Genomic DNA, 14668 nt, shown 5'->3' on the forward strand with positions numbered 1-14668 from the left:
TGGTTCACCCGCCACTCGACCTCGTCGAACAGGATGAGCGTTCAGCGCTGCGAGGCCTCACTGAACGACCGGCCCCCTTCCGGGCCGTCCGGGGATAAGCGAAAGAATTCGATCCGAGATACCGCCATCCACTGTCAGGCTCTGCCCGGTCACATATGCCGCGCCCGCGCTGGCGAACCATGCAACGACCGCACCTATCTCCTGCGCCGTACCAATGCGCCCCATCGGCACCAACGACAGGCGTTGATCGAGTATCGCGTCGTCCTGATAGACCGCCTCTGTCAGAGGCGTACGAATCATGCCCGGACACACGGTGTTGACGCGGATCCGGTCGACCGCCCACTCCTGTGCAAGTTGGCGGCATAACATGATGAGTGCAGCCTTTGATGCCGAGTACGCGCCGTAGCCGGGATGGGGCAATAAGCCCGACATCGAGGCCACCGCGATGATGCTTCCCCCCGTGCGCATCAGTTGTGGTCGTGCGGCTTGCGATAGCAGGAAGCACGATCTGGCGTTGAGATTGAAGGTCTTGTCCCACTGGGCCAACGGCAGGTCGGCCAGTTTCCCGGGTCCGGAGGCGCCAGCATTGCATATCAGTGTCGTCAAGTCACCGCCTTTATTCGACGCCTGCGCGATCAGCGCCGAACACTGCGCGGCATCCGTGATGTCCCCCGTGACGCCGCTTGCAGTCGCACCCGCGGCGCGAAGCTCCTCGAGCAGGCCATCGATCTTTTCGCCTCCTTGCGAGGCGGCAGCGCTGATGTGTATCGGCGCGCCGTCCTCGCGCGCTTGCTTGATCAGCGCAAAGCAGATTCCACGACCTATGCCGCCGGTGGCGCCAGTGACAAGGGCATGAACGGGAGGCAGATGGAATGTTTCGGTTTTCATGAGGCCTATTGGAAGTAGTGCCGGATAGTCGACGCGATTCCGCCAGAAAGGCTTGTGCGCTGGCGGGGAGGCAACAAGGCGTCCAATCCTTCCTCCGCAATGCCTGAAGCAATGGTGAGTGGCGGACCTTCTGCGTTGAGTCGGGCCCCCGGAACTTGGCGCCGAATCTCAGCAATGAACTCTTCCACGGTCGCCGATTCCCCAACCAGGTTGCATACATTGGCGCCCTGGGTCGGCGTCAGCAACGCTTGTTCAAATGCATGCGCTGCGTCCTCGACGAAGATCAGGCCCGATGCGCCGGTGTAGCCGATCGTGAAAGCCTCACCGCGTGCCGCGGCGCGGCACGCCAGGCTGGGACCGGCGCTCACGCCGGTCTCACGCCCCGGTCCGTAGACGACGAATGGCCGCAGGCCGACGCTCGCCACGCGATGCTCATGCCAGTAGGCACGCGCAGATCCTTCGACCGCCAGCTTGAAGGCACCGTAGTGCGTCGCGGGCATCGGACGCTGCGCATCGTCCGGACCATAGACGCCAGCGGAACTCGCGTAGACGAGCTGGCCGATGCCCTGGGCACGCACTGCGTCGAACACGTTGAGCGAACCGATCAGATTGATCTCGGCGCCAAGCACCGGGTTTGCACTGCAGTCCGGTGTCAGCACACCGGCCAGATGAACGACACCGTCGCAGCCTGCCATGGCCTGGCGTACGTCGTCGGCCCGGCGGATGTCACCCACTCGCCAGTCGAGTTCCCGGGCCAGGGAGTCGCCAGCGATGGCGGCCACTGTGCTGCGCCTCTCCTGGACGTCGAAAACGCGCGCCTGAATGCCACGCATGCTCAGGCGACGCACGATCCAGGCGCCAAGAAAGCCGCTGCCGCCCGTGACCAGCACTCTCTTCAACTGTGTTCCTCCGGCAGTCGGAGCCGTCATCCTTGGGCCATCTTGCACAGCGGCGACGCTGGCGGTGTCAGCGAGGCGGGGTAGATGTGCTCGATCACCGGAGCGATCGCGCCGTCGACCGGCTTGGCACGCGCGACGTAGTTGGGCAGCAAGAGCTGGTTGTCGGCAGCGCGCATTGTGACCTTGCCGTAGATCGTCTCGATCTCCGCGCCGCGGAGTGCCTTGCTGACCTCCGCAGGCTTGACGCTTCCGGACTTCCTCACGCCCTCGAACATGACCTGCATGCCGTTGTAGGCCTGACCTTCGTTGTCGGTGGGGACACGGTTGAACTTGGCCTTCCAAGCCGCGACGAACGCCTTGCTGTTCGGGTTGTCGAGCGTCGCTGTGTAGGCGGTGTTGCCGGGAGTTCCTTCGAGCGCCTTTCCGGTCGCATTGATCATGAAGTTCTGAATCAATGCATGGCCGATCAGCTTGGTCTTCGGGATCAGGCCGAACTCCTCCGCCTGCTTGACGAAGGCGATCGCGTCACGGCCGGTCTCTGCAACCCAGATCGCCTCGACGTTGGCGTCCTTCAGTTGTGCGATGTAGGGCGAAAAGTCCTTGGTCCCCAGCGGCACGTAGAGGCTCAGCTTGACGCTCTTGCCCGCGGCTTCGGCCGCCTTCTTGAAGGATTCACCCGAATCGCGGCCCCACACGTAGTCGGCGGCGAGTACTGCAAAGCTTTTCTCAGGAAGCCCCTTGGCCCACTCGTTGATCATCGCGATGTCCATCGCGTCTGAATGGTTGGTGCGAAAGCTGCGCGGCTTGCAGGTGTCGCCCGTGAGCTTGTCGGACTTGCTGGCCACCACGAAATAGGCTGCATCCCAGCGGTCCAGATTCTGGGCGATCGCCAGCGAGATCGACGACGGGATTGCGCCGATCAGCAGGTTGTTGCCATCGCGCGCAAGCTTTTCGGCCACCCGCCGTCCGGCATCGGGCGTGCCTTCGTCATCGCCCTCCTGCACCTCGACCTTCCGGCCGTCGACGCCGCCTTTGCTGTTGGCTTCCTCGATGGCGAACTTGACTGCGCGCATCACCTCCTCGCCCTGCTGGGCGAACACGCCCGACTTGGACGATACGAGGCCGACCTTGACGGGCTCTTTGCCCTGTGCGAGCGCCGCCAGCGGGAGTGCCGCGCCGAGCGCAAGGACGGATGCAGCGCAGAGCTGCAAGAGGGGTTTCTTTGTGGGCATGTGTGTCTCCAGAATCAAACGCCGGAGGCGGTCCGGCGGCCGTAACGAAAGAACGGGGCATCGACCGCCGCAGGCTCAGACCATCACGTGCGCTTCGAGGTCGTGCAGGCCTTCACGGCTGTTGTGGACCGGCCCCTGTGCGACGACCGAGCCCTTCGCCATCGCGTAGTAGCGGCTGGCGACGCGCACCACGAGACTCATGTTCTGCTCGATCAGCAGCAGCGCGGTGCCCTGGCCGGCCACCCGGTTGAAGATCACGGCCAATTGGTCGACGATCACCGGAGCCAGGCCTTCGGTCGGCTCATCCAGCAGGATGAGGGAGGGGTTCGCCATCAACGCGCGGCCCACGGCCAGCATCTGCTGCTGGCCGCCCGAGAGCGCGGTGCCGGGCGTGTGGGAACGCTCCTTCAGGATGGGGAAGAGTTTGTAGATCTCCTGCACGGTCCACGGACCTTTGCGGCCGACGGCAGCACCGAGTTGCAGGTTTTCCTCGACGCTGAGATTGGCCACGATTCGGCGTCCCTGCGGAACCACAACCACGCCCTGCTGGGCCGCCTGGTAGGTTCGCGGCCGCGCCAGCAACTTCCCGCCGACCTGCACCCGCCCGCCGCGCAATGCTGCCAAGCCAAGGATGGTGTTGACCACCGTTGTCTTGCCCATCCCGTTTCGCCCGACCAGGGCCACGCGTTCGCCCGCGTGCACTGCCAGGCTCAGGTCATGCAGGATGTGGGCCGAGCCGTAGAAGGCGTTGACCTTCTCGAGTTCCAGCAAGGAGCTTGTCATGCCGCGCTCCCCAGGTAGGCTTCTCGCACGCGCGGATCGGCGCGCACGGCGGCCGGTTCGCCACTTGCGATGACGCGGCCGAGCTCGAACACGGTCACCACGTCCGAGATGCCGAACACCACGTCCATGTCGTGCTCGACCAGCAGCACCGAGACGTTCCAGCGCGAGGTCAGCGCCTTGAGATGCTGGGCCAGGTCCAGCGATTCCTTGACCGAGAGACCGGCCATCGGCTCGTCCAGCAGAAGCACGGCTGGCCGGCCGACCAGCGCCAGCGCCAGGTCGAGCCGGCGCTGTTCGCCGTAGCCCAGGTCATCGGCCACGTCGTCGGCGCGCGGGTGCAAATCCAACTCCCTGAGCACTGCCTCGGCGTCGGCCTCGTAACCCTCTGGATTCATGCGGTGCGAGGCCAATTCGACCTGTCGGCGCACCCTCATCTGGCCGAAGATGCTCGTGCGCTGGAAACTGCGTGAGAGCCCGCGCATGCGCCGCTCCACCACACCAAGGGCGGTCACGTCCTGGCCGCCCAGCATCACCCTGCCGCGCGTCAGGCGGCGACGACCGGTGATGGCGTCGATCACGGTGGACTTTCCTGCGCCGTTGGGACCGATCAAGCCGCGTATCTGGCCGCGCTCCAGGGTCAGGCCCACGCCGTCCACCGCCTTCACCCCACCATAGTGAATGGCGACATCGTCGGCCTGCAACACATAGTCGTTCATGGTTGTCGTCTCCTCTCTGACTGTCAGTGCACCGAGGCCGGCCGGCCCGGGGCGTCCACCTCGCGGCGCTTGCCCTTGGCCAGGCGCTCGAATGCGCCGGCGATGCCGGTGGGCGAGAACACGATGACGGTGATGAGTGCGACGCCGAAGATCGCCATCCAGTGATTGGCGTAGTCGCCCAGCACATCCTTAAACAGGAAGTACACGATGGCGCCAAGCGGTGGGCCCCACAGCGCCTTGTAGCCGCCCACCACCACCATCATCAACGCCACGCCCGACACGCTCCAATGCAGCGCTTCGGGCGATACGAAGCCGGTGTTCAGCGCCGACAGCAGTCCAGCCAACGCCACCACGGTTGCCGACAACGCATACACGCCGGCGCGCGGCAGCAGCGTGCGCACACCGATGAAGCGCGCGCGCTCCTCGTTGTCTCGGACCGCCTCGGTCACGCTGCCGAAGCGGCTGCGCAGCAGAAACGCGAGCGCCAGCATCAGCAGGACCAGGACCGTCCAGCAGATCAGAAAGAGCACCACCGGCTTGTGCAGCAGCGACTGCGGAACGCCGAACAGCGTGGCGGGCCAGTTGACGTTCATGCCGTCGGCTCCGCCAGTCAGTCCACGCGAGCGCGAGGCGGTGAGGAAGAACATCTGGCCGATGGCCAGGGTCATCATGCTGAAGGCAACGCCCGGCACTCTCACAATCACGAGCCCGACGACAAAGGCACAGAGCGCCACCATGGCGAGAGTGCAAAGGATGGCCAGCTCGGCCGGCATCCAGCCCAGTTCCAGCACGATGCCCATCGAGTAGCCGGACAGGCCGAAAAACAGCGCATGGCCAAAGCTGACCATGCCGTTCTGCCGCAGCAGCAGGCCCACTCCCAGGGCAAATACGCCGAAGATGACGGCTTGCGTCAGCAGCGACAACACGGTGCCCGAGCCGACCAATGCGGCCACGACGCCACCTGCTGCCAGCGCACCGGCGGCGCTCGTTCCCAATCGAAGTTTTGTCATTGCGATGTCTCCAGGTTGTGCGACTCAGGTACGGCTGCCTGCGAAGCCCGATGGTTTCCAGATCAGCACCGCGACCATGATCACGAAGGGCAACACCGCGGACAGATCAGGCACGTACACGGCGCCGAGCGCCTGCACCATGCCCAGCACCATCGCGGCAATGAAGGCGCCTGCCAACGACCCGAGGCCGCCAACAACCACCACGACGAAGGAATCGATGATCACGTCGCTGCTCATCGAGGGCGACAGCGACAGGAAAGGCGCGGCCACGACGCCGGCCAGGCCCGCGAGGGCTGTGCCCAGGCCGACCACCCCCGCGCTGAGAAGGTCGGTGTTGATGCCCTGCATGGCCGTCGTGGTGGGGTCGGTGCTGGCAGCCCGCACGAACAGGCCGATCTTGGACATGCGCAGCCAGGCGGTCAGCCCGAGTGCCACCAGCGCGCCGACGCCGATCACGGCCAACCGGTAGGCCGGCAGCTGCGTGCCCAGGAAATCCAACGACGTGGCCAGCGCGCTCGGCATGGTCACTGTGAGATTGCTCTTCCCCCACACCGTCTGGACGAAGTCCTCGATGATCAGGAGCAGGCCGAAGGTCACCAGGACCACCGTGAGCGGGTCGCGATCCTGCAGCAGGCGAAAGCCATAGCGGTCCAGCAACACGCCGAACAGCGCCATGATGGCAGGAGCCGCCACCAGTGCCACCCAGAAATTGCTGTTCAGCGCGATCGAGTAGCCCAGGTACGCGCCCAGCATGTAGAGCGAGCCATGGGCGAAGTTCACGACGCGGCGCAGTCCGTAGATGAGCGCCAGGCCGGAACACATCACGACAAGCAATGCGCCGTATACGAGGCCGTTGAAGATGTTGATGGTGAGCATGGGTTCGCCTCCTGGATGTTTGAGTCAGAGTGCGGGCATCGCACTTTCGGGGGCGCCGAACGCGGACCAGCCTCCGTCCACCGGCAGCACTGCGCCGGTGACGTAACTGGCTTGCGGCGAGGCAAGGAAGGCGATGGCCTCGGCGACCTCGGCCGGTTCGGCCATGCGGCCCAACGGCGTGCGGTGCGCGATGGCAAGGCCATCGATCGCGCGCTCGCGCACCAATCGCGCCACCATCGCCGTGCGCACATAGCCGGGCGCCACGGCGTTGACACGCACGCCCTCGCGCGCCCATTCGCTGGCCAATGCGCGCGTCAGCCCCACGACGCCGGTCTTGGCGGCGCAATAGGCGTTGCGGCCGGGGATACCACCCAAGCTGGCAATCGAACCCAAGTTGACGATGGCGCCGCGGTTGCCTCGGCCGTCTCGGGGCTGCTCTTGCATGACTCGCAGCGTGGCCTGGCTCATCAGGAAGGTGCCGCGCAGATGCACAGCCAGCACCCGATCGAAAGCTTCGATCGATTGCGTGAGGGTCGGACGGGTCTGGTCGCCGATGCCGGCGTTGTTCACGAGTGCATCGATTCGGCCCATGTCCGCGGCGACGGCGGCAATGGCAGCGTCCGCACTGGAGGCATCGGTCACGTCGCAGGCCCGGCCAAGGTGGCCCTGCCCGAGTTCGCCGGCGCGCGCCTCCACCGCCTCGGTCCGCAGGTCGAGCAGCGCGACGCGCCATCCATCACTAGCAAGGCGCTGCGCCGTGGCCCAGCCGATGCCATCGGCGGCGCCCGTAATGACTGCGACGCGTTGGACGGATGGTGCAGGCAGAGGCTCGTCCGATTCCGGCATCAAATCCGGGCGTTTGGCTTGCATTCTCTTTGTCTCCTGTTCGGTCTCGTGCAGGCCGTTCAACTCGGCGCCGCGATAGGCAATGATGTTTTGTCGAGCCTCGCCGTCAGTCGACGATTGCGGCTGAAAGCAGGACTTTTCGTGCGCGCTTGAATCAGGTTTTCCCTAGGTGAGCGCCGCTACGCGCAACGGCATGCCGTGCCGCGAGGTAGGCGAAAACGAGGCCGGGGCCGAGGGTGATGCCAGGGGCGACATAGACGCCGCCCATGATCGAGTGCATGTCGTTGCCGACCGCGTACAGGCCGGGAATCGGTCGATCGTTCTCGCCCAGCACCTGCGCGTCGGCATTGGTCGCCAAGCCGGTGGAAGCACCGATGTCGCCGGGGTAGAGCCGTATCGCGTAGTAAGGCGCCTGCTTCAACGGCCCGATGTTCGGGTTCTTGCCGCTCCACGCGGCATCGCCGATGTTCTGCTGGTAGGCTGTCTCGCCTCTCTGGAAGTCAGGGTCGACGCCCGTTTCCGCGTAGCTGTTGATCGTGGCCACGCTGGCCTTCAGGCCGGCGGCATCGATACCGAGCTTGGCCGCCAATTCATCCAGCGTCTTGCCCCGCGTGAGATAGCCGTCGGCAAGGAACGGCGCGAGGCCCTTGCCGCCGGGGCGCACCATGCCGATGCCGTACTTTCGCAATGCCTCGGCGTCGCAGACCAAGCAGGCTGGAATCGACGGCGACACTTCGTTGGCCTTCTGCATCGCCAACCCGAACAGGTGGTACGAAGTGCTTTCGTTGACGAAGCGCCGGCCCGCTCGATTCACGGTCAGCATGCCAGGCTTGGCGCGGTCCATCACGAAATGCGGGAACGACGCCATGCTGCCATCTGCGCGCTGGCGCAGCGACACGGGCGCCCAGAATGCATGCGACAGGCCGCCATTTCCGTAGCGCGCACCGAGCTTGCGCACCAGATCGTGCGCGGCACCCGTGTGGCCTGGCGCGGCCGGGCTCCAATCCGGCTCGATGCCCGGCAGCAGGGTCTTGCGCAGGTCGGCATGGCGATTGAAGCCCCCGCTGGCCAGAATGACGCCGCCGTCGACGCGCACCCTGCGCCGCTCGCCGTTCAGTTCCAGTGTGACGGCGTCGATGGCGCCCTCCCCGTTCGCTTCACGATCGATGCCTTCGATCGATGTGTTCAGCGCGAGCGTGACGTTGTCGTGCTGCGCCAGCGAATACAGCAAGCGTCCGATCAACGCATTGCCCATGACCAGGCGCGTGCCGCGCGGATGGGTCAGCCGGTCTTTCGCATGACGCGAAATGATCTTGGCCGAATGCTTGAATGACGCCATCGATCGAGTCATGCCAAGCAGGTGGTTGATGTCGTTGCGGTCGACCATCATCCCGCCCAAGACCGTGAACTCGGGGATCGGCGGCCGCACCAAGGACAGGAGCGGGCCGAGCTTGCGGCCATCGAAGGGCAGCGGCTCGAGCGCACGGCCGTTGAGGGTCGAACCGCCAAGGTCGGAGATGTAGTCGGGATGCTTCGGGTACGGCCGGTACTTGACTTCGGAATGCATTTCGATCTGCTTGACCGCCTGCGCGCCGTTGTCCAGGAAGGTCTGCCGCATCGACGCCGGCGTGCGCTCGCCGATTGCATTCGTCAGATAGCGTGCGGCGTCCTCCAGCGTGTCCGTCGGATTCACGGAGGCCGCGTGATGCGTGCCGGGCACCCACGTGGTCGCGGCGGAGCGAGCAGTGGTGCCGCCCACATACTCGGTGCGTTCGACAAGCAGGACCTTCTTGCCGTCGATCGCAGCATAGAGCGCAGCCGCCATGCCGGCGCCGCCGGCGCCGATCACAACGATGTCGTAGCGGGCACCGTCGTGAACAGCGGCGAGGTCGTTCTGGCAAATCCGCATCTCAGTTGCTCCACCGCGCGGTGCGCGACCGACGACCCATGAAACCGGCGCAGTCCGATACCAGGGATACCGCGGAACCGGCTTTGCCGGGCCGCCGGTATCGCCCCCCTTGAGGGGGGAGGCGCCGCAGGCGCTTCGGGGGGAGTTCCATTTCAGACCTCGAGGAGGAAGTCGACCATCAGGTCGCTCACCTTCGCGAACATGTCGGCGCCGGTCAGGGTGGGACAGCCCTTGGAGCGTGCCGCGGCGATAAGTGGCGAGATGGCCGGCGCGGTAATGACGCAGCCCACGAATGTGTGGGCGGCAAGCTTGTCCGTGGCCAGCGGCAGTGGATCGGTGTCCTTCATGCCAACGGGCGTCGCGTTGATCACGATGTCGAAGCCGGCCGGATCGGCCGAGCCCTCGTGGACTGGGCACTTGTCCAGGCCGCCCAGCCGCGCCACCAGCGCGTGGCGGCGCTGCGCGTCTTCGTCGTGGACGGCGAGCGCGCTCACGCCCGCCATCACCAGTGCGTGAGCAATCGCCGAGCCGGCGCCGCCCGCGCCGACCAGCAAAGCCTTCTTGCCTTCGGGCGCGCAACCCTTGTCGCGCAGGGCGGCGACGAAACCCAAGCCATCGAACATGTCGCCATGCCAGCTGCCATTCGCATTGCGGCGCATGGTGTTCGCGGTCTGCAGAAATGCGGCCCGCTCCGAGGACGTGGCGCACAGGTCGAAGCATGCGAACTTGTGCGGCACCGTGACGATGATGCCGTCGACGTTCTTGGACAGCGAAACGCCGGCCAGCCAGGCGGCAAGGTCGGCAGGTGAAGCGTGCGCCGGCACGACCATGGCGTTGTGCCCGCGGTCTTGAAAGGCCCGCGTCACGGCGGCCGGTGACTTCACTTGCGCAATCGGGTCTCCGACGATGAAGTGGACGCGTGTGGCGCCGTCGAGAGTCATGGTGATGTTTCCTGCGAACGGGATCGGTTGGGGCTGATCGTAGGTGAAAATGGAATTGTGTTCAAGTCTTGAACGTAATTCTTTTTTTCGTTAGGATCGCGCCATGCCTGCAGCGCCCCATCGAGAATCCGTCGACCACTGCGACCTGCTCGTGATCGGGTCTGGCGCCGGGGGCCTTTCCGCCGCAGTGACAGCGGCGCACCTCGGGCTCGAGGTGCTGGTGGTGGAGAAGGAGGCGCAGTACGGCGGCACCACCGCCTGGTCTGGCGGCTGGATGTGGATTCCGCGGAATCCGCTGGCAATCGCCGCCGGCATCGACGAAGACATCGGCAAACCGCTGTCCTACCTGCGCCATGAACTCGGCGCTCGGTTCGACGAGTCGCTCGCCCGCGCTTTCCTGGAGAACGGCCCGCGAATGGTCGAATTCTTCAGTTCGCGCACCGCGCTGCAGTTCATCGACGGCAACGGAGTTCCCGACTTCCACGGCCGGACGGTCGACGCCGCGACCGGCGGCCGCTCGCTCTGCGCCGCTCCCTTCGACGGACGGCGGCTTGGCGACCACCTCACACAACTCAAGCCGCCGCTGGAGGAAATGACCTTGTGGGGCATGGGTATCGCGTCCGGTGAGTTGCGCCACTTCCTCAACGCGATGCGATCCCCGGCTTCGTTGCGTCATGTGACAAGGCGCGTGCTGAGCCACTGGCGCGATCTGCTGGCGCATCGGCGCGGCATGCGCCTCGTGAATGGCAATGCCCTGGTGGCGGGCCTGGCGGCCTCGGCGTTCGACGCCGGTGTCGAGATCCGCGTCGGAAGCCCGGCGCTTCGGCTGTTGAAGCGCGATGGCCGCGTGGCCGGTGCCTTGATCGCGACGCCAGCAGGCGAAGTCGACATCTGGGCCACCCGCGGCGTGATGCTGGCTTGCGGAGGTTTCCCTCATGATGTGCAGCGCAAGAGGGTGCTGCTTCCGCATGCCCGAACCGGCCATGCACATTGGTCGGCTGCGTCACGCGGCAATACCGGGGATGGCCTGCGCCTGGGCGAAGCGGCGGGCGGCGTGGTGGCGACTGATCTGGCGCACGCCGCGGCGCTGGCGCCAGTGTCCCTGGTGCCGAGGGCCGATGGCACGGTGACGCACTTCCCTCACCTGATCGAGCGAGCCAAACCCGGGCTGATCGCGGTGACGCGCGCCGGCCGGCGCTTCACGAACGAAGCCGATTCGTACCACGACTTCATGTGCGACCTGCTGGCCGCCACTCCCGCCGGCGATCCCGTCGAAGCCTGGCTGGTCTGCGACCACAGCTTCCTTCGCCGCTACGGGCTTGGCGCCGTCAAGCCCGCACCCATGCCGCGCGGGCGCTTGCTTCGCAATGGCTACTTGAAGCGCGGCCGTACGCTCGACGAACTGGCCGGCGTGTGCGGCATCGACGCGCCAATGCTTCGAGCCACCGTGCTGCGCTACAACGCGCAAGCGATGGACGGCCAGGACGCTGACTTCCGAAAGGGCGAAACGCCCTACAACCGCATCCAGGGCGACGTGGCTGCCGGCCATCCCAATCCCTGCATGGCCCCGCTCCTGAAGCCGCCGTTCTACGCCGTCAAGGTCCTTCCGGGCAGCCTCGGTACCTTCGCAGGGCTGCAGGTCAACGCCAACGCGCAAGTGCTGGATGCGCAAGGCAATCCGATCGCTGGGCTCTATGCAGGCGGCAACGACATGAACAGCGTGATGGGGGGGCGCTATCCCAGCGGCGGCATCACGCTCGGCCCAGCCATGACCTTTGGCTTCATCGCCGCGCACCACGCTGCGGCATCCAGAACCACAGGCCGTGCAGCCCCCTCGCGTGGGGAGCACGAGCACTCGTGCATTGATCCCGAACTTTGAGGAACCGCCATGTACTACGAACTCACCACCATGACCCTGCCCATGGGCACTGCCGCACAGGCGGCAGCCAACGTGCAGGCCTTCGCCGCGGCGAACCAGGCCCACGGCGAGTTTCTCGCCTGCTGGTCGACCGACATCGGCCCACTCAACCAGATGATCGTCATGCGCGGCTTCGACGATCTGGCCACGCTGCAGCTCGAACGCGATCGCACGCAACGTGACGCAAGCCCGTTCGGCTGCGGTGACATCTTCCAAGGCATGGAGCAGCACAGCTACCAGGGCTTCAGCTGGATGAAGCCGGTGCGCCCCACCAGCGAATCGGGTATCGGCGGCCCGGTGTATGAGATACGCACTTACGGCATCAAGCCGGGCGGCGTTCAGCCGACCCTGGATCTGTGGCAGCAGTACCTGCCTGCGCGAGAAGAGATTTCGCCCTGCGTGGTGGCGATGGTCGGGCTCGACGGTCCCCTGCGTTTCACCAACATCTGGGCCTACCCGACACTCGACGCGCGCAGCAAGGCACGCGCTGAGGCGGTCGCACAAGGGATCTGGCCGCCCAAAGGCGGACCTGCGCACCTGACGACGCAAATGACCTCGATCATCGCGTTGCCGACTGTGGTCTCGCCGTTGAAGTAAGCCGGAGAAACGCATCATGTCGCGCGTGCATTCCTTGGCCTACCTCAGCTCCTGCATGCTTTCTCCGCCGCAAGCCGTGCGCCTCGCTGCGCAGCTTGGCTATGAACATGTGGGCCTTCGCCTCCTGCCCAATGCAGCCGGCGCGCAGCAGCAATTCCTGATCGACCGCCCCGAGCAGATGCGCGAAACCGTCTCGGTACTCCGCGATACGGGCGTCGGCGTGTTCGACCTCGAGATCATTCGGATCGGCGAAGGCTTCGAAGCTCGAAGCTTCCTTCCGCTGCTGGAAACCGGCGCGGCACTGTGTGCGAAGGCCGTGCTGGTGGCCGGCGATGACCCGAACCAGGCGCGCCTCGGCGAAGGCTACGCTCGCCTGTGCGAATTGATGCGTCCCTACGGCATGACCGCCGACCTGGAGTTCATGCCCTGGACAGCGGTGCCCAACGTCAAGGCCGCGCTGCGGGTCATACAGGCCGCAGACAACCCGGCCAACGCCGGCATCCTGGTCGACGCATTGCACTTTGACCGCTCCGACACCACGCTGGAAGACATCCGGGCCATTCCGCGCTCGCTGCTGCACTACGCGCAAATCTGCGACGCGCCGACCCAGGCTCAGCACGGCAGGCCATTCGCCATCGAAGAAATGATCCATACCGCACGCTGCGAGCGCTTGCAGCCCGGCGAGGGCGGCATCGACTTGCAAGGGCTTTTCCAGGCCTTGCCGGCCGACCTGCCCATCAGCGTAGAAGTCGTTCACCTCGAGCGAATGGCCGAAGTGGGACAGACCGAATGGGCGCGGCAATGCCTGGCTCACAGCCGCCCGTTCACAGATCCGAAGAACTGAGCAGCATCCTCCCCGAAACACATCACCCAGAGAGACAAGCAACCATGGACTTCGCCCTCAGCGACGAGCAACGAATGATGATCGACACGGTGCGTCGATTCATCGCCGAAGAACTTCGCCCCCTCGAAGATGAACTGGAGAACCAGGGCCGTCTTGACGACGCCAAGGCTGCAGCCGTCCATCAAAAGTCAAAGGAACTCGGCCTGTATGCGCTGAACATGCCCACCGAACTGGGCGGAGGCGGCCTCTCCAACCTCGACCGCATCCTGTGCGAGGAGCAATTCGGGCATACCAGCGACTACCTGATTCGCCGAGCCTTTGGCAATGTGTACGAGCCGCTGCTGCACTGCAAGGGCGCCCAGGTGGAGCGATGGCTTCTGCCCTCGGTGAAAGGAAAGCGAACCTGCGCCATCACCATCACGGAATCGGGCGCTGGCTCGGACGCCGCGGGCATCAAGACCCACGCGAAGAAGACCGACAACGGCTGGGTGCTCAACGGCAGCAAGCACTTCATCAGCGATGGCGAATGGAGCGATTTCTTCCTCGTCTCGGCGAAGACCGGCGAGAAGGAGATATCGATGTTCATGGTCGACAAGGGCCTGGCCGGCTTCACCGTCGGCAAGGACCAGAAGATGATGGGCATCCGCGGCACCCCGCACCTGGAACTTTTCTTTGACAACGTGGCACTCGAGGACGAGGCGTTGCTCGGCGAAGCCGGTCAAGGTTTCAAGCTCGCCATGGGCGCTCTCAACGTGGTGCGGCTGGCGCAAGTTGGCGCTCGCGCGGTGGGCAAAGCCACGCATGTCTGCGAACTGATGGTGGGCTACGCCAACGATCGCAGGCAATTCAACACCCGCATCGGCGACTTCCAAATGGTTCAGCAGATGATTGCGGACAGCGTGATCGAGATCAACGCCGCGCGGTGGATGGTCTACCACGCCGCCTGGATGCTCGATCAGGGCCTGGATGCACGAGAACAGATCGCCATGGTCAAGGTCCTTGCGGCCGAGACGCTGGGTCGTGTGGTGGATCGAGCGGTTCAGGTCTTCGGCGGCATGGGATTCTGCAAGGAGTTGCCGATCGAACGCTACTACCGCGACGCGCGCATTTATCGCATCTTCGACGGCACCAGCGAGATTCACCGCGGCGTCATCGCCAAGAGCGCCCTGCGCAAGGGTGCCCAGCTGTTCGACGTGAACCGGTGAATGC

Annotated in this window: 14 protein-coding genes; 4 read left to right on the top strand and 10 right to left on the bottom strand. The window is 65.2% G+C overall.

The window, feature by feature from the left end; all coding sequences use genetic code 11:
* Window positions 1-57: 57 nt before the first annotated feature.
* The 10 genes from AC1D2O_RS13935 to AC1D2O_RS13980 form a co-directional block, all read right to left on the bottom strand.
* A complete protein-coding gene (locus AC1D2O_RS13935; protein ID WP_478085367.1) occupies window positions 58-888 on the bottom strand; it encodes an SDR family NAD(P)-dependent oxidoreductase in 831 nt (276 codons plus the stop codon).
* Between the two features lie 5 nt (window positions 889-893).
* Window positions 894-1817: an NAD-dependent epimerase/dehydratase family protein gene (locus tag AC1D2O_RS13940; protein ID WP_478157214.1), complete on the bottom strand. Its 924-nt coding sequence runs from the start codon at window positions 1815-1817 to the stop codon at window positions 894-896.
* Window positions 1814-3019, bottom strand: coding sequence for an ABC transporter substrate-binding protein (locus AC1D2O_RS13945; protein WP_478085363.1), 1206 nt, complete (start codon window positions 3017-3019; stop codon window positions 1814-1816). Before AC1D2O_RS13945 ends, AC1D2O_RS13940 begins: the two co-directional genes overlap by 4 nt.
* 75 nt (window positions 3020-3094) lie before the next feature.
* Window positions 3095-3802, bottom strand: a complete 708-nt coding sequence (locus AC1D2O_RS13950) for an ABC transporter ATP-binding protein (RefSeq protein ID WP_478085361.1) — start codon at window positions 3800-3802, stop codon at window positions 3095-3097.
* Window positions 3799-4518, bottom strand: a complete 720-nt coding sequence (locus AC1D2O_RS13955) for an ABC transporter ATP-binding protein (protein ID WP_478085360.1) — start codon at window positions 4516-4518, stop codon at window positions 3799-3801. Before AC1D2O_RS13955 ends, AC1D2O_RS13950 begins: the two co-directional genes overlap by 4 nt.
* Before the next feature lie 23 nt (window positions 4519-4541).
* Window positions 4542-5528: a branched-chain amino acid ABC transporter permease gene (locus AC1D2O_RS13960; RefSeq protein ID WP_478085358.1), complete on the bottom strand. Its 987-nt coding sequence runs from the start codon at window positions 5526-5528 to the stop codon at window positions 4542-4544.
* A 24-nt stretch (window positions 5529-5552) separates the two neighbouring features.
* On the bottom strand, window positions 5553-6404 hold the full coding sequence (locus AC1D2O_RS13965) for a branched-chain amino acid ABC transporter permease (RefSeq protein ID WP_478085357.1): 852 nt from the start codon (window positions 6402-6404) through the stop codon (window positions 5553-5555).
* Between the two features lie 24 nt (window positions 6405-6428).
* Complete coding sequence (locus AC1D2O_RS13970) at window positions 6429-7274, bottom strand: SDR family NAD(P)-dependent oxidoreductase (RefSeq protein WP_478085355.1); 846 nt, start codon at window positions 7272-7274, stop codon at window positions 6429-6431.
* 130 nt (window positions 7275-7404) lie between these two features.
* A complete protein-coding gene (locus AC1D2O_RS13975; protein ID WP_478157216.1) occupies window positions 7405-9159 on the bottom strand; it encodes an FAD-dependent oxidoreductase in 1755 nt (584 codons plus the stop codon).
* A gap of 152 nt (window positions 9160-9311) precedes the next feature.
* Window positions 9312-10100 carry a shikimate dehydrogenase family protein gene (locus tag AC1D2O_RS13980; RefSeq protein WP_478157218.1) on the bottom strand — a complete coding sequence of 263 codons (789 nt, stop codon included), beginning with the start codon at window positions 10098-10100 and terminating at the stop codon, window positions 9312-9314.
* Between the two features lie 103 nt (window positions 10101-10203).
* Here AC1D2O_RS13980 and AC1D2O_RS13985 point away from each other — a divergent pair, with 103 nt between their 5' ends.
* The 4 genes from AC1D2O_RS13985 to AC1D2O_RS14000 are packed head-to-tail and all read left to right on the top strand — an operon-like array spanning window position 10204 to window position 14664.
* Window positions 10204-11979, top strand: coding sequence for an FAD-dependent oxidoreductase (locus tag AC1D2O_RS13985; RefSeq protein WP_478085350.1), 1776 nt, complete (start codon window positions 10204-10206; stop codon window positions 11977-11979).
* Window positions 11980-11988: 9 nt separating this feature from the next.
* Entirely contained in the window at window positions 11989-12615 is a 627-nt protein-coding gene (locus tag AC1D2O_RS13990; RefSeq protein WP_478085349.1) for an NIPSNAP family protein, read from the top strand.
* Between the two features lie 16 nt (window positions 12616-12631).
* Window positions 12632-13459: a sugar phosphate isomerase/epimerase family protein gene (locus AC1D2O_RS13995; RefSeq protein WP_478085347.1), complete on the top strand. Its 828-nt coding sequence runs from the start codon at window positions 12632-12634 to the stop codon at window positions 13457-13459.
* A complete protein-coding gene (locus AC1D2O_RS14000) occupies window positions 13405-14664 on the top strand; it encodes an acyl-CoA dehydrogenase family protein (protein ID WP_478085345.1) in 1260 nt (419 codons plus the stop codon). The genes AC1D2O_RS13995 and AC1D2O_RS14000 overlap by 55 nt, the downstream gene beginning before the upstream one ends.
* Window positions 14665-14668 lie beyond the last annotated feature (4 nt).

This window comes from Variovorax sp. P1_G12 (assembly GCF_056405555.1).